We start from the raw sequence: 17,938 nt of genomic DNA on the forward strand, positions 1-17,938 counted from the left end.
CGCCGGCCCGGAGCCCCAACCCGCAACGGCACCTGCGGCCCCGGCGCGCCGCCCCTCACGTGACCGGGTCGACCTGGCCGGCCGGCCCCGCGCCGGGCCCGCGGACGGGGATCGGGCTGGTCGGGTCGTCCAGCTCGTGCGACCAGCTGTGGGGCACGGCCCCGCCGGGCACCGCGTCGGAGGTCCGCGGACCCTCGGACGTCGGCGTCCCGCCGATGAGCTGCAGCTGCGGCTCGTGGATGCGGCGGGGACCCTGGCCGGCCAGGGGCACCCGGACCTCGTCCGCGCCGACCGTGACCTGCTGCCCACGCACCGACAGCGTCACCGGCTCGCCGACCTCGACGACGAAGATGATCGCCTCGGCCTCCAGACGCACCCGCAGGCGCGACAGCTGCCAGCGCATCCGCCAGGTCAGCGACGGCCAGCTCTCGGGCAGACGCGGGTCGAAGGAGAGGCGTCCGTCGTGGTCGCGCATGCCGCCGAAGCCGCCCACCAGGGCACTCCATACCCCTCCGGTGGAGGCGATGTGCACGCCGTCGACGGTGTTGCCGTGCCGGTCGGCGAGGTCGACGAAGAGGCCGGCGTAGAAGTAGCGCAGCGCCAGCTCGTGGTGGCCCACCTCCGCCGCGACGATCGCCTGCACGACGGCCGACAGCGAGGAGTCACCGGTCGTGATCGGGTCGTAGTAGTCGAAGTCGGCGAGCTTCTCCTCGAGGGTGAAGTGGTCGCCGCACAGGTAGAGCGCGAGCACGACGTCGGCCTGCTTGAGCACCTGGTAGCGGTAGATCACGAGCGGGTGGTAGTGCAGCAGCAGCGGCCGCCGGTCGGCGGGCGTGGCGTTGAGGTCCCACACCTCGCGGTCCAGGAACTGGCTGTCCTGCGGGTGGATGCCGAGGTCCTCGTCGTAGGGGATGTGCATCCGCGCGGCGCACCGCTCCCAGTCGGCGATCTCGCGCGGGTCCAGGCCCAGCCGCACGGTCGCCCGCTGCATCTGGACGGGGTCGGTCTCCTGCAGCTCGCGCACCGTCTGCACCGCGGCCTGCAGGTTGTGCTGCGCCATGACGTTGGTGAAGAAGTTGTCGTTGACGACGGTGTTGTACTCGTCCGGCCCGGTCACCCCGTGGATGTGGAAGGACCGGTCACCGCCGCCGTTGACGTGCCAGAAGCCCAGGTCGGCCCACATCCGCGCGGTCTCCACGAGGATGTCGACGCCCTGGTTGAGGAGGAACTGCCGGTCGCCGGTCGCCCGCACGTACTTCATGAGGGCGTAGGCGATGTCGGCGTTGATGTGGTACTGCGCCGTGCCGGCCTGGAAGTAGGCCGAGGCCTCCTGCCCGTTGATCGTCCGCCACGGGTAGAGCGCGCCGAACTGCGACATCTCGGCCGCCCGGCGGCGCGCGTCGTCGAGCATCCCGTGCCGGAAGCGCAGCGCGTTGCGGGCCGCCTGCGGGTGCGTGTAGGTGAGGAAGGGCACGACGTAGCACTCGGTGTCCCAGAAGTAGTGACCGCCGTAGCCGCTGCCGGTCAATCCCTTGGCAGGTATGCCGTGGCTGCCCGCCCGGATGGTGGCCTGGCCCAGCTGGAAGAGGTTCCACCGGATCGCCTGCTGCACCTCCGGATGGCCCTCGACCTCGACGTCGGACTCGGTCCAGAAGCGCCTCCAGAGGTCGGCGTGCTCCTGCTGCAGCTGGTCCACACCGGCGCTGACCGCGCGGTCGAGGGTGCGCTCGCACCGGTCGGCGAGCTCGCTCGGGGGCACCCCGCGGGAGGTGTGGACCGCGACGAGCTTCTCCACGCGCAGGACGTTGCCGCGCGTCGCGGCGACCTCGTAGACGTGCTTGCCCTGGTCCTCGTCGATCGTGATCCGCTCGGTCCACGGGTCCTCGGTCTCGATCTGGTGGTGCACCAGGGTCGCGATCGTCATGCCGGAGTTGGCGCACCGGTAGCCCAGCAGCAGCCGGTCGTCGCGGAGCTCGTGCAGCCTGGGCTGCAGCACCCGGTGCTCGAAGGACTCCGCCCGCCGCGGGTCGGCGCCCTCGCCCATCGCCGCCGAGCTCACCTGGTACTCGTCCGAGCCGTCCTGCCGGTTGAGCACGCCGCTGGAGATCACCAGCGAGGCGTCGCCGTCGAGCATCTCGACCTCGAGGGTCATGACGGCCAGGTGCCGCTCGACCACGCTCGTGAGGCGGGTGCTGGAGATGCGCACGCGCTTGCCCGAGCTCGTGCGCCAGACGAGGTCGCGCCGCAGCATGCCCTGGCGCATGTCCAGCGCGCGCTCGTAGGTCTCGATGTCGGCCGTGGACAGCAGCAGCGGCTCGTCGTCGACGTAGAGCTTGATGGTCTTGGGGTCGGGGACGTTGACGATCGTCTGACCGACGCGCGCCAGGCCGTAGGCCTCCTCGGCGTGCCGGATCGGCCACGTCTCGTGGAAGCCGTTGACGAAGGTGCCGTGGGTGTGGGTGTCCCGGCCCTCCTCGACGTTGCCACGCAGGCCGAGGTAGCCGTTGGACACCGAGAACAGCGTCTCGGTCAGTCCGAGGTCGGAGACGTCGTAGGCCCGCTCCACGAACCGCCACGGGTCGACGGGGAAGCGGGTGCGGTCCAGCGGGTCAACGGGCTGGGGCGGGCGGTGCCACGGGCTCGCGTCGAGGTGCAACGGGTCCTCCAGAGGGTTCCGGGGTGCGGGGGAGCGGATCGGGGGCTTCGTCGAGGGTATGCGGTGCGCTCAGCCGGTCTGCCCGTCCAGCAGCTCGGCGAGGTCGGTGACGACGACGTCGGCCCCGGCCTCGCGCAGCACGTCGGCGCCGACCCCGCGGTCGACGCCGACGACGAGGCCGAAGCCGCCCGCGGCGCCGGCACGCACGCCGGACTCGGCGTCCTCGACCACGGCGCAGCGCTCGACGGGCACGCCCAGCAGCTCCGCGGCATACGCATAGGTGTCGGGCTCGGGCTTGCCCCGGAGTCCCTTCTCGGCGGCGACGCCGCCGTCGACGACGACCTCGAAGCGGTCGGCGAGGCCGGAGGTGCGCAGCACGTGCGGGCCGTTGCGCGAGGAGGTGACGACGGCCACCTCGGTGCCGCGCCCGGCCAGGTCGTCGAGGACCCGGACCGACCCGGGGTAGGCCTCGATGCCCTCGGCGTCGAGGAGCTCGTTGAAGACGACGTTCTTGCGGTTGCCCAGCCCGCAGACGGTCTGCGCCTCGGGCGGGTCGTCGGGGGTGCCGTGCGGCAGGTCGATGCCGCGCGAGCGGAGGAACGCCTCGACCCCCTCGTAGCGGGGTCTCCCGTCGACGTGCCGGAAGTAGTCCTGGTCGGTGTAGGGGGAGCGGTCGGCCCCGGAGTCGTCCGGCAGGCTCTCGAGGACGGAGGTGAACAGCTCCTTCCAGGCCCGCATGTGCACCTCGGCGGTCGGGGTCAGCACCCCGTCGAGGTCGAACAGGACGGCGTCGACGTCTACCCACTCCACCCGGTCCAACGTAGTGCAGCCCCGGCGCCCCTGCAGGTGGGGCCGGGGTCCGGGGTGCCGGCACCGGCCCCGGGTGCGCTGGGGGCGGAGGATGTGGGTGGGTGCCGTTACCGTCGGGGTATGTCGAGCCAGCAGCAGCCGGGCACCACCACCGCCGTCGCCGAGCCGGAGGTCGATCCCGCGCTCGCGACCGCGGCCTCCGAGGCGCTGCAGCGGCTCGTCGGCCGCCCCGACGCGCAGTTCCGCGACGGCCAGCTCGAGGCCGTCGTCGCCCTGGTCCAGGACCGGGCACGCGTGCTCGTCGTGCAGCGCACCGGCTGGGGCAAGTCGGCCGTCTACTTCGTCGCGACCGCGCTGCGCCGGGCCGCCGGCGCGGGCCCGACGGTCATCGTCTCGCCGCTGCTGGCGCTCATGCGCGACCAGATCGCCGCGGCCGCCCGCGCCGGGGTGCGCGCCGTGACGATGAACTCCGCCAACGCCACCGAGTGGGACGAGGTGCGCGCCGCGCTCGCCGCCGACGAGGTCGACGTCCTGCTCGTCAGCCCCGAGCGGCTCAACAACCCCCGCTTCCGCGACGAGCAGCTGCCCGACCTCGCGGCCCGCTGCGGCCTGCTGGTCGTCGACGAGGCCCACTGCATCAGCGACTGGGGCCACGACTTCCGGCCCGACTACCGCCGCATCCGCACCCTGCTCGACGGGCTGCCCGCGGGCACCCCGGTGCTCGCCACCACCGCGACCGCCAACGAGCGCGTGGTCGACGACGTCGTCGAGCAGCTGGGCACCGGCGGGGCGCAGGTCCGCACCATCCGTGGTCCGCTGGCCCGGGCCTCGCTGCGCCTCGGCGTGCTGCCGCGCCTCACGCCCGAGCAGCGCCTGGGCTGGATCGTCGCGCACCTGGGCGAGCTGCCCGGCAGCGGCATCGTCTACTGCCTGACGGTCTCGGCGGCCGAGGACGTCGCGGAGGCGCTGCGGCGTGCCGGGCACGAGGTGGCCTCCTACACCGGCCGCACCGACCCCGAGGAGCGCGAGCGGCTCGAGGGCGCGCTGCGCGACAACCAGGTCAAGGCGCTCGTCGCCACCAGCGCCCTGGGCATGGGCTTCGACAAGCCCGACCTGGGCTTCGTCGTCCACCTGGGGGCGCCCAGCTCGCCGGTGGCCTACTACCAGCAGGTCGGTCGTGCGGGCCGCGCCACCGAACGCGCCGACGTGCTCCTCCTGCCCGGGTCCGAGGACCGCGACATCTGGTCCTACTTCGCGACCGTCTCGATGCCCCGCCAGGACCAGGCCGACGCCGTGCTGACCGCGCTCGCCGAAGCGCAGCGGCCGCTTTCGACGCCAGCCCTCGAGACCATCGTCGACGTGCGCCGCACCCGGCTCGAGCTGTTGCTCAAGGTGCTCGACGTCGACGGTGCGGTCGCCAAGGTCCAGGGCGGGTGGACCGCCACGGGGCAGCCCTGGACCTACGACCGCGAGCGCTACCAGCGGGTGGCCGACGCCCGCATCCGCGAGGCCGAGCTCATGGTCGCCTACCAGCAGACCACCGGCTGCCGGATGGCCTTCCTGCAGGAGTGCCTCGACGACCCGACCGCCAGCCCGTGCGGGCGCTGCGACACCTGCGCGGGCCCCTGGTATCCCACCGAGGTGCCGGAGGCGGCGCTCGGCACGGCCCGCCAGCAGCTGACCGAGGTCGGCGTGCCGATCGACCCGCGGGCCCAGTGGCCCACCGGCATGGCCCGCCTGGGCGTCGACGTCAAGGGCAAGATCCCGGTCGACGAGCTGGCCGAGCCCGGCCGCGCCCTCGCCCGGCTCTCCGACCTGGGCTGGGGGCAGCGGCTGCGCGCCGTCCTCGCCGAGGGCACGACCGGTCCGGTCGACCCCGAGCAGCCCGATCTGGGTATGGAGCCCGGGCGCCCGGTGCCGCCCGAGGTGGTCCGCGCCGTGGTCCAGGTCCTCGCCGGCTGGGACTGGGCCGCCCGGCCCGTCGGCGTCGTCGCGATGCCGTCGCGCCGCCGACCGGCGGTCGTCGGCTCGCTCGCCCAGCAGATCAGCGAGATCGGGCGGTTGCCGCTCCTCGGCACCCTCGACTACCTCTCCGGCGGTCCGGTCGGTGAGCCCGGCGGCAACAGCGCCTTCCGGCTCGCCAACGTCTGGGGCCGCATCGGCGTCGGACCGGAGCTGGCGTCCGCCCTCGCGCAGGCCGGGGGACCGGTGCTGCTCGTCGACGACCTCGTCGACTCCCGCTGGACCCTGACGGTCGCGTCCCGCGAGCTGCGGCGGGCGGGGGCCGACGGGGTGCTCCCGCTCGTGCTGGCGATCGAGGCCTGAGGGGACTGTCGACGTCGCAGGGCGTCCCGCTCAGTAGAGGAAGATCGCGAACATGCTCCGGTCGTGGGCGTGGACGATCGCCAGGAAGACCACCGCGTCGAAGAGCAGGTGGACGAGCACGACATACGTGAGCGACTTGGTGCGGGTGAAGATCCAGCCCTGCAGCAGCGCGAACGGGATGGTCAGCAAGGGCCCCCATGAGCGGTAGCCCAGCTCCCAGAGGAACGAGACGAAGATCGTGGCCTGCAGCAGGTTGGCCTGCCACACCGGGAAGTGGCGCCGCAGCAGCGCGAAGCAGACGCAGATGAAGAACAGCTCGTCCCACAGACCGACGGCGTTGACGCCGACGAAGAAGCGGCCGAGCTCGCTCGCGGTCGTGATCGGCGGCCAGTTGGCGTAGGCGCCGGAGCGGATGAAGTAGACCGGCAGGATCAGCCAGGCGAGCAGCGGCACGCAGATGACGTAGCCCCACTGGCTGCGGGTCCAGCGCCGGCCGGTCACCCAGGGGAAGCGGATCGCGGCCCGCCGGTAGACGAGGCGGTCGACCGCGACCGGCACGGCGACGGCGGCGCCGAGCACGATGCCGAGCCGCACGAACATCGGCCAGCTGATGTCGGCCTCGACGGACGTGGTCGACACGATGCCGATCCCGATGCCGATGAGCAGCAGGTCCTTGCACAGCTCGCGGTCGACGAGGCGCGCGGCGACGAGGCTGGCGACCAGCACGGCGTGCCCCAGCCAGCCGACCATGAGGCCGAAGAGCAGGAAGGCTGACAGGGCCACGCCGGCGGCCGGCAGCAGCTTGAGGGAGCGGGCGGGAGCCTCGACGTCGGCTGGCGCGGGCGGCGTCGGGGACGGGGAGGTCGGCACGCGCCGAGGATAGTCAGGCGCCCCAGGCCTCCTCGCGGCCGACCGACACCGACAGGTCGACCTCGTTGCCCTCCAGGTCGGCGACCGTCCACCAGAACGGGCTGCGGTCGAGCACGACGCGCCCGCCGGCGGCCAGGGCGGCCCGCAGCCGCTCCTCGGCCCGGTCGGCCGGCAGGAAGACGTCGACGTGGACGCGGTTGCGCTGCGCCCGCCGCTCGGTGTCGTCGGGGTCGCAGTCCTGGAAGAAGACGACGGTGGCCAGCCGCCGAGGGTCGACGATGTCGGTGACCTGCTCCCGCGGGTCCTCCTCGTAGCCGAGCGCCGCGCACCAGAAGCGGCGCACCGCAGGGATGTCGACGGCGTCGATCCCGACCTGGACGAAGCGGGGCAGGGTGGTGTCGGCCTCCAGCCCGAGCCGCCGGGCGGCCTCCTGCACCCGGGCGGCGAGCACGTCGTAGCCCTCGACCATCTCCCAGACGTCCTTGCCGCTGTCGAGGACGACGAGGCCGGGACGCAGGTCGATCGAGAGGGCGAGCCCGGCGTCGTCGGCGAGGGCGGCGGCCGCCTCGGCCAGGGTGACGGCCGCGGCGGGCTCGGGCGCGCGGTAGCAGGCCATGGCGGAGAAGACGAGCCGCCAGTCCTCGGTCGCGGGGTCGGGCCAGCGGTCGGCGTCGTCGGGGAAGGGCAGCAGGTCGACCTCGTTGCCCTCGGCGTCCGCGACCGTGGCGTAGTAGCCGTGGTCGGCGACCGAGCCGGCGCGCTCGCGCACCGCCTCCATCGCGGCGCGCGTGACGGTGACGGGGGCGACGGAGTCGAGGTGGACGCGGTTGCGCAGCGGCCGGGGCGCGTCCATGTCCTGCCACCAGATCGGCGGGTAACGGCGCCACGGGTCGACCGTGTCCTCGTCACCGTCCGGGACGTAGCCGAGGGCCGCCGTCCAGAACGGCATGACCGCGGCTGCGTCGCTGGCGTCGATGGTCAGCTGCACGTCCTGCACGACCGACGGGTCGGCCGCCAGCCCGAGCTCGCGCGCGGCGTCCGAGATCGCCCGGGCGAGCACGACGGTGCCCGGGGGGAAGCCTTCGGGGCCCCGGTCGAGGCGGACCTGCACGCCGACGCTGCGCAGGTCGACGTCGGGGAGCGTCAGGCCGGAGGCCTGCCCCAGGTCGACGACCCGGCGCACCAGCGCCGCCCCCTCGGCGTGCGAGCCGGCGGTGAACCACGCCGTCGCCGTGCGTCCCAGGACCCGCCAGTCCTCGGTGCCGGCCGCGTCGGTGAACTGCCGACCGGTGAGATGACCCTCGTGCTCGCTCATCCGGCCAGCGTGCCACCGGCACCGCCCGCGGGCCAGGGGTCTGCGGACGGATCCGGTCCTCGGCTCAGGCGCGCGGCGCCATACCCCAGGCCTCGGCGAGCAGCCGGAAGGACCGGCGGCGCAGCTCGGGGTCGTAGGTGTAGGTCGTCACGACGAGCTCGTCGAGCTCGTGATCGGCGGCGAACGCCTCGAGGCGCTCGGCCACGACGTCGGGGGTGCCGACCGCGCGGACCGCCTGGTGGGCGTGGGCCAGCGGCTGCAGCTGGGTCGGCACGACCTCGGCGAGGTCGGCGACGGGCGGGTCGATCGGGGCGGGCTGCCCGCTGCGGATCCGCACGGCCATGAGCTGGGCGCTGGTGAAGAGGAAGTCCGCCTCCTCCTGGGTCGGGGCGACGAGGACGTTGACCCCGGCCATCGTCGTCGGCCGGGCGACCTGGGCGGTCTCGGCGTCGGCGCGGAAGCGGTCGCGGTAGACGAGCAGCGCCTCGCGCAGCTGATCGGGCGCGAAGTGCGAGGCGAAGGAGAACGGCAGACCGAGCGCGGCGGCGACCTGGGCACCGCCGGTCGAGGAGCCGAGCATCCACAGCGGCACGTGGGTGCCCTCGCCGGGCAGCGCGCGCACCCGGGCCTCGGGGCGGGGGTCGCCGAGGTAGTCGCGCAGCGCGAGGACGTCGGCGGCGAAGTCGTTGAGCTGACCGCTGCCGCGGGCCAGCGCCGCGGCCGTCATCGGGTCGGTGCCCGGTGCCCGCCCCAGGCCGAGGTCGAAGCGGTCGCCGTAGAGCGTCGCGAGGGTGCCGTAGTACTCGGCGACCATGAGCGGGGAGTGGTTGGGCAGCATGACCCCGCCCGCGCCCAGCCGGATGCCCTCGGTGTGCTGCGCCACGTGCCCGAGCAGCAGCGAGGTCGCCGAGGACATGAAGGTCTCCGAGCCGTGGTGCTCGGCCATCCAGTAGCGGGCGTAGCCGAGCCGGTCGACCTCCTGCGCGAGCCGCGTCGACTCCTCGAGCGCCTGGCGCGGCGTCATCCCGCGCGATCGAGGAGCCAGGTCGAGGACGGACAGGGGGACACGTCGAGAGGTGAGGGGCATGTTCCCCGCAACGCAGGTCGGGGCGCGGGTATGCCGTCCGGCGCCGACCGTTGCCGAACCGGTATCTGCGGCGACGCAACGTTCCTCTGGTCCGAGACGTCTTCCGGGTAAGGGGATCGACCGGCAGGGGGGCGGTCCCCGGGACGAAGGGGTAGGACCATGGGGAACGCAGGACTGAGCAGGCGCGCGCTGCTGCGCGGGGGAGTCGGTGCGGCGGCGGGCCTGGCGCTCGTGCCGTCCGGCGGGGGTATGGCGCTCGCGGCTCAGCGGGAGCTGTACCGCGGGCGCCAGGGCGAGGACGTCCGGTCGCTGCAGAAGACGCTGGCGGCGAAGGGCTACTGGTGCGGGACGGCCGACGGTGACTTCGGCGAGCTGACCCAGCAGGGGGTGTGGGCGGTGCAGAAGCAGAACGGCCTGGTCCGCGACGCGATCGTCGGGCCGCTGACGCGGTCGGCGCTCGCCAACGGGGCGCTGCCCAAGCCGGTCGGTGGCGCAGGCACCCGGATCGAGGTGCACCTGCGCAAGCAGCTCCTCCTCGTCGTCCGCGACGGCAAGACCTCGCTGGTGCTCAACACCAGCACCGGCAACGGGGAGTACTACTGGCTCCGCGGCGTCCGCTACCGGGCCACGACCCCGACGGGGACGTGGAAGGTCTACTCGACCTACAGCGCCGGCTGGCAGACCGGCGACCTGGGCAGGATGTGGCGGCCGATGTACTACAACAGCGGCTGGGCCGTCCACGGCTCCACGTCGATCCCGCCCTACCCGGCCTCGCACGGGTGCAGCCGGCTGTCCACGCGCGCGATGGACATGCTGTGGAGCACGAGGACGATGCAGAAGGGCACGACGGTCAAGGTCGCGACCGGGGCGTAGCCGTCAGCCGCCGTCGGGTCAGCCGTCGTAGAGACGGTTGCGCGACTGCAGGACCTGGAGCGGCACCGCCGGTCCGTCGACGGTGGCCGAGCTCGGGATGGGACGCCACTCGCCGCCGTCGACGCTGACCTCGCCGCCGTACTCGACGCTGATGTAGGGGCTGACCGTGGCGACGCTGCCGTAGGTGTGGGTGACGTCGCCGTCGGGGTAGCCGCCGCCCAGGCTGGTCGTCGGTCCGATGCTCGTGCCGTCGCCGGTGACGTAGGTGGCGCCCACGAGCGTCGGTCTGATCCGGACCTCGTGCCCGGCCAACGTCGTGGTGTCGATCTCGGACGGCTCGAAGCCCTCGTCGGGCCAGCTGAGCTCGAAGTAGACGGGCAGGTTGACCAGCGTCGTGCCGTCCGGCGGCTGGATCACGGCCTGGGGGAGCGCGAAGTCGGTGCGGTGGAACTGCTCGATGATCATCGCCTCGGTCAGCTCCTCCGCCGGCTCGCCCGAGCGAGCGGGGACGGAGTCGGTCCAGCAGGTGGGGTCCAATGGGACCCAGTCCGAGACCACGCCGCCGTCGTCGACGACGCGTCGATAGATCCAGGAACGTGGGCCTGACGAACCAGGGACCATTTCCTCACAGAACTGCACTGCGAACTGGCAAATCTCGAGGCGCGGCTCGCTAGGTGAGTTCTGCCGACAGTGAATGACTGGGACGTACTCGTACCACTTGGTTGGGCTCTGGGGGCTGGAGCCAGGGGGGTAGTGATTCGATAACTCACGCGTTTCGGACTGAGTGAGTCCCACGGCGGCCCCGTCGTTGTCCTTGATGCAGGCCAGAATGTCGCCGATCTCATCGCAGGTAGGGTCTCCCTCTGCCATCGCTCCCTGCGAGGGTAAGAGGCTGAGAGCCAGTGCGAGACCTACTGCTCGTCCGCCTGAATGCTCTTTACCCGCCACTGCTCGTCTCCCCATGTGAGTGTCACGATGACGGGCACCATCTGTCCGTCGCTCATCTGTTCCAAAGTCGCCTTCACACGCGCGTCCTCCCCGAAAAGCATCGCCGTTGCCGAGCGGACCTCCGCATACGGCTCCCCAAATGGAGCCGTCTCAGCAGCATCGGCGAAGGCTGCGCACGTCTTGCACTCATCTGTTGCCATGGCTCGCAACGTGGCAACGTCCAACTCCTCTATGTGAGCGGCGTTTAGGGCGTCGAAGTAGTAAGCAACGAAGGCCTCCGAGCCTGCCTCGGTTTGCTCGCTCATCTCGTCCGTCATTTCGGGCGGGCCATCGGCCGTCGGGGCCTCGGTCGTCTCGGCAGGCTCCGGTTCGCTCGTGACGGCAGGCGCCGAGGTCGTCAGCGCGTCCTCGCTCGTCGGCGGCGCGCTGGGCTCCGTCGAGCTCCCGCAGCCGGCCAGGACGGCCAGTCCGAGGGCAGCACTCATGGCGATGGCGGATCGGTTCACGCTCGCACCCCTCCAGATCGAACCCACGGCTCTCGCGGGCTCGGGCGTCCTTGCAGTCTGCATGACCTCCGACCAAGAAACCGTTGTCCACAGGTAAAGACTTCGTAAGATCTCGCACGCGCAGCAGGGGCGGCGACGTCCCGCAGCACGTCCCTCCCACCCGAGATCTACTCACCAGTCACGTTCTTCTCCGACACGACGTCGGATCACGTCGTCGCAGCGCGACACGCACCCTGATCAGGCACTATCCTCGTCGGCATGATCGGGGCCCGGCTTCATGAACTGCGGACGAACCGCAACTTGTCACTCCGAGATCTGGGGTCAGCGACCGGCTTGTCCGCGACGCTGCTCAGCCAGATCGAGCGCGGCGTCACCCAGCCGAGCCTGAAGTCGTTGCGGCTGCTCGCCGACTACTTCGGCCAGTCGGTCGCGGACCTCTTCCAGGAGCCCTGGAAGGACGACGCGGTGCTCACTCGCCCGGGGGAGCGTCAGACCGTGCTCGACGACGAGTCGGGCCTGCGCTACGAGCGGCTCACGCACGGCAACGGCCGTCTCGAGGTGCTCCACGGGACCATGCAGCCGGGGGACAGCTCGGGCCTCGAGCCCCGCAGCCACGACGCGGTCGAGTGCGCCTACGTGCTGTCGGGCGAGCTCACCGTGGAGATCGGCGAGGAGGTCTTCACGCTGGTCGCCGGGGAGGCGATCACCCTCAACTCGCTCAAGCCGCACCGCTACTGCAACCGGGGCGAGGACGTCACCGAGTTCACGCTCTCGGTGACGCCCCCGACCCCGTAGGTCGCGTCAGGCCAGACCGCGCTGCTCGGCCAGGCGTCGCAGGGATGCGGCGACGTCCTCCATGGCGGCGGTGAGCTCGGCCGGGTCGCGGAAGCAGCCGTGCACGATGCGCAGGTAGCCACGACCGGACTCCCCGTAGGGCTCTCCGCTGTTGACCGACGTCCGCGCGTCCTCGAGCAGGTGGGCCGCCACCTCCTCGCCGGTGCCGAGCGCGCTCACGTCGACCCACGACAGGAAGCCGCTCTCGGGCGCCGTGACCTTCACACCGGGCACCGCGCCCAGCACGCGCACCACCTCGTGCCGGCGCGCCTCGAAGTCGGCCTGCCGCTCGGCCAGCGCCTCCTCGTCGGAGAGCGCCGCCACGGCCACCGCCTGGGCGGCCGTGTTGGTCGCGCCCACGACGTTGACGGTCGCGCCGTAGAGGCCGTCCATGAGCTCGTCCGGCCCCACGACATACCCCACGCGCATGCCGCTGAGCCCGTGGCCCTTGGACATCGAGAAGACCGACAGCGTGCGCTCCCACAGCCCGGGCAGCGCCGCGGGCGTGACGAGCTCGATCCCGTCGAAGACGAAGTCCTCGAAGGCCTGGTCGCACACCAGCACCAGGTCCTTCTCGACGATCAGGTCGCGCAGCGCCTCGAGGCGCTCGCGGCGCATCACCGTGCCCGTCGGGTTGTTGGGGTGCGTGAGCACCACCATCCGGGTCCGCGGGGTGACGGCGGCGCGCATCGCCTCCACGTCCAGCTGCCAGCCGTCGGCCGCGTCGAGCGGCACCGGCACGGGCACGGCCCCGAGCAGCGAGCAGTTCACGGCGTTGGACGGGTATGACGGGTCCGGCACCAGCACCTCGTCGCCCGGCTCGAGGAGCGCGGACATCGCGAACCACAGGCCCGAGTCCGAGCCCGGCGTCACGAGGACGTTGCGGGCGGGGTCGAGCTCCAGGCCGTTGACGCGCCGGCACTTCTCGGCGATCGCCTGGCGCAGGCGCAGGTCGCCGATGGGCAGCGTGTAGTGCGCCGTGTTGGCGGCGTCGATCGACTCCTGCAGCGCGGCGCGGACCGCGGGGGACAGCGCCGGGTCCGGGAACCACGGGTCGGCCCACGACAGGATCCGGTAGCCCTGCGCCTGAAGCCGCGCCACGCCGTCTCCGACGTCGGCCTTGGTCACGGGGGAGAAGAGGCCCCCCTGCATCGCCGCGAAGCGGCTGTTGAGATGAGGTCGTCGCATGTCTGGCTCGGCGGTCACGCGGGCACCGCCGTCCAGGCCACCAGCTCGGCGCGGTCGTCGCGCACCGGCCGGCCGCCCTGCACGACGGCGCGCAGGGAGCGGAGGGCGGAGACGCCTTCGCGGGGGTCCTCGTCGAGCAGCAGCAGGTCGGCGCGGGATCCGGGGCGCAGCGTTCCCAGGTCGTCGGCGCCGAGCCACTCGGCCGCCCTGCTGGTCGCCGCGGCCAGCACCTCTCTCGGACTCATCCCCGCCTCCTCCATGAACTCCATCTCCCGCACGGTCGCCGTCGTGCCGTCGAACGGCGCGTACGGCGGCATGTCCGACCCCATGACGATCCGCACCCCTGCGGCGATCGCCCTCTGCAACGAGGCCCAGTGCTCGGGCCCGGCGCCCAGCGCCCGCTCCATCATCCACTCCGGCACCTGGTTGAGCTCGAAGAACTCGCGGCACCGGCTGACCGTGATCGTCGGGACGTACCACGTGCCCTTCTCGGCCATCAGCGCGACGGTCTCCTCGTCGAGGCTGTAGCCGTGCTCGACGCCGTCCAGGCCCAGGCGCAGCGCGGGCAGCACGGTGGCCGAGGACGCGGCGTGCGCCGTGACCTGCTTGCCCCAGGCGTGCGCGGTCTCGATGACCACCCGCACCTCGTCCTCCGTCAGCTGCGGGGTGTCGATGCTCTCGTGCTCGCCGGCGATCCCGCCGGAGACGCACACCTTGATGAGGTCGGCACCGGCACGCAGCTGCAACCGGGTGGCACGCGCGAAGGCGTCGGCCCCGTCGGCCTCGAGGGCGTCGGCGTCCCAGCCGTGACCGCCGGTGCAGCACAGCGCGTGGCAGGCGGTGAAGATCCGCGGCCCGGGCACGGCGCCGCGGTCGACGGCGGCCCGCAGGTCGACGTCGAGGTAGCGGCTCTCGCCGACGAGGCGGACGGTGGTGACACCGGCCTGCAGGGTGCGCGCGGCGGCGTCGGCCATGAGCAGGACCGTCTGGGAGTCGCTGGCGCCGTCGACGGCGTCGGACATCGCCCCGGGCAGCGCCAGACCGAGGTGCACGTGCATGTTGATCAGGCCGGGCACGACATACCCCTGGGTGCGCACCTCGCGCACGTCCTCGCCGGAGGAGGCGAGCACCTCGTCACGGGAGCCGAGGGCCGCCACGCGCCCGTCAGTGCCGGTCAGGACGGCGGCGTCCTCGACGTCGCCCGCGACCGGGTCGACGACGGTGACCCCGCTGAGCAGCAGGGGGACGTCGGGGGTGTTCATGGCAGCTCCTTGTCGAGGACGGGACCCAGCAGTGCGACAGGCGGGGAGCCGTGGCGGAGCAGCGCGTCGTGCAGTCGCCCGAGACCCCCGTCGGGTATGCGGTTCGCGAACCTCGTCCTCAGCTCGTGGAAGAGGTCGCGACCCAGCACGTACGTCGAAGGGTAGGTGGGATTGTCGTGCCGCGTGTAACGATCGACCTCGCCCTCGGCCATGTGCCGGTCCATGCCGGTGCGCTCCATGAGCAGCTCGACGGCCTGCTCGTGGCTCAGGCGACCGGTGTGCAGGCCGGTGTCGATGACCAGGCGGAGCGAGCGCCAGAGCCGGTTGCGCCGCGCGAAGAGCGACTGGGTGCTCTCGCCCCAGACCTGCTCCTCGAGGACGTCCTCGACGTAGAGGCCCCAGCCCTCGACGAACAGCGGCGTGCGGAAGAACCGCAGGAAGGAGTCACGCTCGGTCCCCAGCACGTGGTGCACCGACTGCAGGTGGTGGCCGGGATAGGTCTCGTGGCCGACGATCGAGCGGATGAAGGTCGGGCAGTTGTCGCGCTCGTGGCCCTCGACCTGCTCGGGCGTGGCCCGCTCGTCGGCGGTGGTGATGAGGAACTGGCTCGTCAGCCGGGCGGCGTAGGGCGGCACGATGCGCATCTCGCCCAGCGGCAGCCCCGCCCGGCGGAAGTCGGGGAGCGGCGCGACGATGCACTCCTGCTCAGGCGGCACGGTCACGAGGTCGTGCTCGAGCGTGAGGCGCAGGCACTCGTCGACCTCGGCGCGGTAGGCGGGGACGAACTCCTCGGCCGGGGTCCGCTCGGCCTTGAGGGCCTCGATCTGCTCCTGCCAGGTGCGCGCCGGGTCGAGGCGGCCCGCGAGCTCCTCGAGGTCGTGCTCGGCCTGCTCCACGCTCTCCCAGCCGTGCTGCCAGACCTGCTCGGCCGTGAGGTCGAGGCAGTGGTAGTCGCGCAGCAGCAGCGAGAAGGCGCGCTCGCCGACGGCCCAGCGGCCCTTGCCGGTCTCGGCGAGGGTGCGGCAGTGCGAGGCGAAGCCCTCGATCGCCGCCGCGAGGCTGACGCGGCGGGCCTCGGCCTCCTCGACGAGGTGGCCGGGGAGCAGCTGGCTGAAGGCACCGAGCTCGCGCAGCACGAGGGTGCGCACGCCCTGCACGGCCGGGACCGCCATCGCGGCCCAGCGGCGCGGCACGTCGGCAGGCTTCAGCAGCTTGTGACCGGCGTCGAGGAAGGCCCAGCCCTCCTGGAGCAGGTCGACGTAGAGGCTGGCGTAGTCGTGCCCACCCAGCCGCGTCGGGTCGACGGTGGTCAGCGCACCGCCGAGGGCCTCGGCATACCAGTAGGGGGCGCGCTGCCACGGCCGGGCCGTCCGCAGCACGTGGAGCTGGTGGACGACCTCGGCCTGGACGCACCGCTCCTCGAGCCACTCCCGCGTGCCCTCGGGGGCACGGACCGGCCGCGCCCAGGAGGCGACGGTCGACTCCAGCCGGAGGTAGTGGTCGGGGTCGGTCGAGGGCAGCCGCAGCGGCAGGCTCCCGGACATCGGGTCGAGCGCCCCGACCTCACGGGCCAGGTCGGGATCGGCCTGGACCAGGGACTGGGCGAACCTATGCACGTGCCAGCTCCTCCAGGGTCTCGCGCAGGGGGCCCATGCCCATCGGGCCGAGGGCCAGGGCCTGCGTGTGGAAGCTCCGCTCGTCGAAGCGGCCGGTCGCCAGCGCGGTCTCGCGCGCCTGCTCCCAGAGCCGGGCGCCCATGCAGAACGCCAGCGCCTGCCCCGGCCAGCCGAGGTAGCGGACGACCTCGAACTGCGCGGTCTCGGTGTCGCAGCCCGCGGCCTGCGTGAGCACCTCGACGCCGACCTCGGGCGTCCAGGCCCGCGCCTCGGTGAAGCCGTTGCCGGCCGGGATCTGGTAGCCCAGGTGCAGGCCGAGGTCGATGACGATGCGGGCGGCCCGCCAGCGCTGGGCCAGCACGACGCCGAGCTGCTCGCCCGGGTCGTCGATCAAGCCCCAGTCGGCGGCGCGCCCCTCGGTGTAGTGCGCCCAGCCCTCGGCGTAGCCGTGGACGTGGCACAGGTAGCGCTGCCACGGGTGCAGGCTCTGGGTCGCCATCGTGACGACGTACTGCATGTGGTGGCCGGGCAGGCCCTCGTGGTGGACGGTGCTCACCTCGCGCCACACGGGTATGCGGTCCACCCCGGTGGGCGTGGACCACACCACCCGCCCGGGGCGGGTGCCCTGCGGGTCCGGCGGGGAGTAGTAGATGGAGCCCGAGCCGGGGGCTGCCAGCACGGCGCCGCAGCGGGAGTCGGCCGGGATGTCGAAGACGCGGCCGTCGAGCAGCTGCGTGGCACGGGCCATCCGGCCCTCGACCCACTCGACCAGCTCGGGACCGACGGTGACCTGGCCGGCGGGGTCGGCGTCCAGCGTGGCCGCCGCCTCGTCGAGGGTGGAGCAGCCCAGCTCGGCGGCGAGGCGGCCGGCGCGGGCGGTCAGCTCGGCGAGCCGGTCCCACCCGTAGGCGTAGGTCTCCTCGAGGTCGAGCTCGGTTCCGAGGAAGGCGGTGGAGGTGGTGCGGTAGAGGTCGGCGCCGACGGCGTCGGTCTCGCTGCCGCGGGCGGCGTGCACGTCCTCGAGCCAGGTGGCCAGCTCGACGCAGGCCTCGCGGGCCTCACGGAGGGCCGCGTCGGCGCGGGGCGCGATCTCGGGGGAGACGAGGCGCCCGAGGCGGTCGTCGGCCGCGGGGTCGGCCCACCGGCGCACCTGCGCGGCGAGCGTGCGCGACTGGCGCGCGGCCACGACATACCCCTGGGTGGTGGCGGCGTCCTCGAGGCGCGCGGCGTAGTCGCGCAGCGCCGAGGGCACCTGGCCCAGGCCGGCGAGCAGGCGCTCGGGGTCGCCGGAGGCGGACTCCAGGCCCATCATCACCGCGTGCGCGGGGGAGGCGAGGGGCGCGACGAGACCGGGCAGGAAGCCGCTCTCGTGCAGGGCCAGGTCGCTGCGCAGCCGCTCGGAGAGGGCACGGCGCAGGACCGTGGCGGGCGCCGGCCCGGGGCCGGTGCCGGTGGCGTCGTCCGCCACCGCACCGGCCTCGAGCTCGGAAAGGGTCGTGCGGGCGAGGTCTGCCTCGGCCCGCACGGCCTCGGGCCCGAGGGCCGCCCAGAGCCGGTCGTCGTTGCGACCGACCGCCTGCGCGGCCCCCGGGTCCAGGTGGGCCAGCCCGCTCACGTAGGAGGTGCAAACCCGTCCGGGCTGGCCCAG

At 72.9% G+C, this 17,938-nt stretch carries 14 protein-coding genes; 3 read left to right on the plus strand and 11 right to left on the minus strand.

The window, feature by feature from the left end; genetic code table 11:
• Positions 1–55: 55 nt before the first annotated feature.
• Both FB476_RS05800 and FB476_RS05805 read right to left on the minus strand, forming a co-directional pair.
• Positions 56–2,656: a glycoside hydrolase family 65 protein gene (locus FB476_RS05800; RefSeq protein WP_141817943.1), complete on the minus strand. Its 2,601-nt coding sequence runs from the start codon at positions 2,654–2,656 to the stop codon at positions 56–58.
• 69 nt (positions 2,657–2,725) lie between these two features.
• A complete protein-coding gene (locus FB476_RS05805; RefSeq protein ID WP_141817944.1) occupies positions 2,726–3,466 on the minus strand; it encodes an HAD family hydrolase in 741 nt (246 codons plus the stop codon).
• 120 nt (positions 3,467–3,586) lie between these two features.
• Here FB476_RS05805 and FB476_RS05810 point away from each other — a divergent pair, with 120 nt between their 5' ends.
• On the plus strand, positions 3,587–5,791 hold the full coding sequence (locus FB476_RS05810; RefSeq protein WP_141817945.1) for a RecQ family ATP-dependent DNA helicase: 2,205 nt from the start codon (positions 3,587–3,589) through the stop codon (positions 5,789–5,791).
• 30 nt (positions 5,792–5,821) lie between these two features.
• Here the strand turns inward: FB476_RS05810 and FB476_RS05815 are convergent, their stop codons facing one another.
• The 3 genes from FB476_RS05815 to FB476_RS05825 form a co-directional block, all read right to left on the minus strand.
• Complete coding sequence (locus FB476_RS05815) at positions 5,822–6,661, minus strand: CPBP family intramembrane glutamic endopeptidase (protein ID WP_238329565.1); 840 nt, start codon at positions 6,659–6,661, stop codon at positions 5,822–5,824.
• 13 nt (positions 6,662–6,674) lie between these two features.
• Positions 6,675–7,976, minus strand: a complete 1,302-nt coding sequence (locus FB476_RS05820; RefSeq protein ID WP_141817946.1) for a VOC family protein — start codon at positions 7,974–7,976, stop codon at positions 6,675–6,677.
• Between the two features lie 64 nt (positions 7,977–8,040).
• The gene (locus FB476_RS05825; RefSeq protein WP_141817947.1) at positions 8,041–9,063 is read right to left on the minus strand and encodes an LLM class flavin-dependent oxidoreductase; all 1,023 of its coding nucleotides are present in this window, start codon (positions 9,061–9,063) and stop codon (positions 8,041–8,043) included.
• Positions 9,064–9,222: 159 nt separating this feature from the next.
• On the opposite strand from FB476_RS05825, the gene FB476_RS05830 reads away from it, so the two are divergent.
• Positions 9,223–9,936 carry a L,D-transpeptidase family protein gene (locus FB476_RS05830; RefSeq protein ID WP_141817948.1) on the plus strand — a complete coding sequence of 238 codons (714 nt, stop codon included), beginning with the start codon at positions 9,223–9,225 and terminating at the stop codon, positions 9,934–9,936.
• Between the two features lie 18 nt (positions 9,937–9,954).
• Here FB476_RS05830 and FB476_RS05835 read toward each other — a convergent pair whose 3' ends face one another.
• Both FB476_RS05835 and FB476_RS05840 read right to left on the minus strand, forming a co-directional pair.
• A complete protein-coding gene (locus FB476_RS05835; protein ID WP_141817949.1) occupies positions 9,955–10,494 on the minus strand; it encodes a hypothetical protein in 540 nt (179 codons plus the stop codon).
• Positions 10,495–10,847: 353 nt separating this feature from the next.
• A complete protein-coding gene (locus tag FB476_RS05840) occupies positions 10,848–11,390 on the minus strand; it encodes a DUF6318 family protein (RefSeq protein WP_141817950.1) in 543 nt (180 codons plus the stop codon).
• Between the two features lie 258 nt (positions 11,391–11,648).
• Between FB476_RS05840 and FB476_RS05845 the strand changes: the two genes are divergently transcribed.
• Positions 11,649–12,185 (plus strand): helix-turn-helix domain-containing protein, encoded by a 537-nt coding sequence (locus FB476_RS05845; RefSeq protein ID WP_141817951.1) that lies wholly within the window; start codon positions 11,649–11,651, stop codon positions 12,183–12,185.
• Positions 12,186–12,191: 6 nt separating this feature from the next.
• Here FB476_RS05845 and FB476_RS05850 read toward each other — a convergent pair whose 3' ends face one another.
• The 4 genes from FB476_RS05850 to FB476_RS05865 are packed head-to-tail and all read right to left on the minus strand — an operon-like array spanning position 12,192 to position 17,905.
• Positions 12,192–13,430 (minus strand): pyridoxal phosphate-dependent aminotransferase, encoded by a 1,239-nt coding sequence (locus FB476_RS05850; RefSeq protein WP_238329567.1) that lies wholly within the window; start codon positions 13,428–13,430, stop codon positions 12,192–12,194.
• Complete coding sequence (locus FB476_RS05855) at positions 13,427–14,674, minus strand: metal-dependent hydrolase family protein (RefSeq protein ID WP_141817952.1); 1,248 nt, start codon at positions 14,672–14,674, stop codon at positions 13,427–13,429. Before FB476_RS05855 ends, FB476_RS05850 begins: the two co-directional genes overlap by 4 nt.
• Positions 14,671–16,290 (minus strand): DUF885 family protein, encoded by a 1,620-nt coding sequence (locus tag FB476_RS05860; protein WP_141817953.1) that lies wholly within the window; start codon positions 16,288–16,290, stop codon positions 14,671–14,673. Before FB476_RS05860 ends, FB476_RS05855 begins: the two co-directional genes overlap by 4 nt.
• Positions 16,283–17,905: a DUF885 domain-containing protein gene (locus FB476_RS05865; RefSeq protein ID WP_202876913.1), complete on the minus strand. Its 1,623-nt coding sequence runs from the start codon at positions 17,903–17,905 to the stop codon at positions 16,283–16,285. Before FB476_RS05865 ends, FB476_RS05860 begins: the two co-directional genes overlap by 8 nt.
• Positions 17,906–17,938 lie beyond the last annotated feature (33 nt).

This window comes from Ornithinimicrobium humiphilum (genome assembly GCF_006716885.1).
GTDB classification, from domain to species: domain Bacteria; phylum Actinomycetota; class Actinomycetes; order Actinomycetales; family Dermatophilaceae; genus Ornithinicoccus; species Ornithinicoccus humiphilus.

Coding starts and splice junctions, on each gene's coding strand:
- FB476_RS05810 (WP_141817945.1), top strand. CDS start 3,587: ATGTCGAGCCAGCAGCAGCCGGGCACCACCACCGCCGTCGCCGAGCCG.
- FB476_RS05820 (WP_141817946.1), bottom strand. CDS start 7,976: ATGAGCGAGCACGAGGGTCATCTCACCGGTCGGCAGTTCACCGACGCG.
- FB476_RS05825 (WP_141817947.1), bottom strand. CDS start 9,063: ATGCCCCTCACCTCTCGACGTGTCCCCCTGTCCGTCCTCGACCTGGCT.
- FB476_RS05830 (WP_141817948.1), top strand. CDS start 9,223: ATGGGGAACGCAGGACTGAGCAGGCGCGCGCTGCTGCGCGGGGGAGTC.
- FB476_RS05845 (WP_141817951.1), top strand. CDS start 11,649: ATGATCGGGGCCCGGCTTCATGAACTGCGGACGAACCGCAACTTGTCA.
- FB476_RS05855 (WP_141817952.1), bottom strand. CDS start 14,674: ATGAACACCCCCGACGTCCCCCTGCTGCTCAGCGGGGTCACCGTCGTC.